Below are 295 nucleotides of genomic sequence, written 5' to 3' on the forward strand. Positions count from 1 at the left end.
TCTCAACCATCTCTCTCCGATCGCCAAGAGAACGGATGAGTGTGAGCGGCCTCATCTGACTGGCCCATTTTGAATGTTAGTGCATTGTCGGCCTCTGATCCAATGGAACAATGGCCTCGGGCGCTGGGGGTTTGTAGCCCAATGCTCTGTGTCGGCGTTTCGTGTTGTAGTGATTTCTCCAGTTCTCGATGATGATTTTGGCTTTCTTGAGCGTGTAGAAGACTTCGCCATTGAGGAGTTCGTCGCGCATTCGAGCCTTGAAGCTTGTCCGTTGTCAGGGATTTTGGGACAGGTG

At 51.9% G+C, this 295-nt stretch carries 1 pseudogene; it reads right to left on the reverse strand.

What is annotated here, in order from left to right:
• Positions 1–76: 76 nt before the first annotated feature.
• A pseudogene (locus HJ536_RS20765) lies at positions 77–265 on the reverse strand (integrase core domain-containing protein); the annotation flags it as partial.
• Between the last annotated feature and the right edge of the window lie 30 nt (positions 266–295).

Source organism: Donghicola mangrovi, from assembly GCF_013377535.1.
Lineage (GTDB): Bacteria > Pseudomonadota > Alphaproteobacteria > Rhodobacterales > Rhodobacteraceae > Donghicola > Donghicola mangrovi.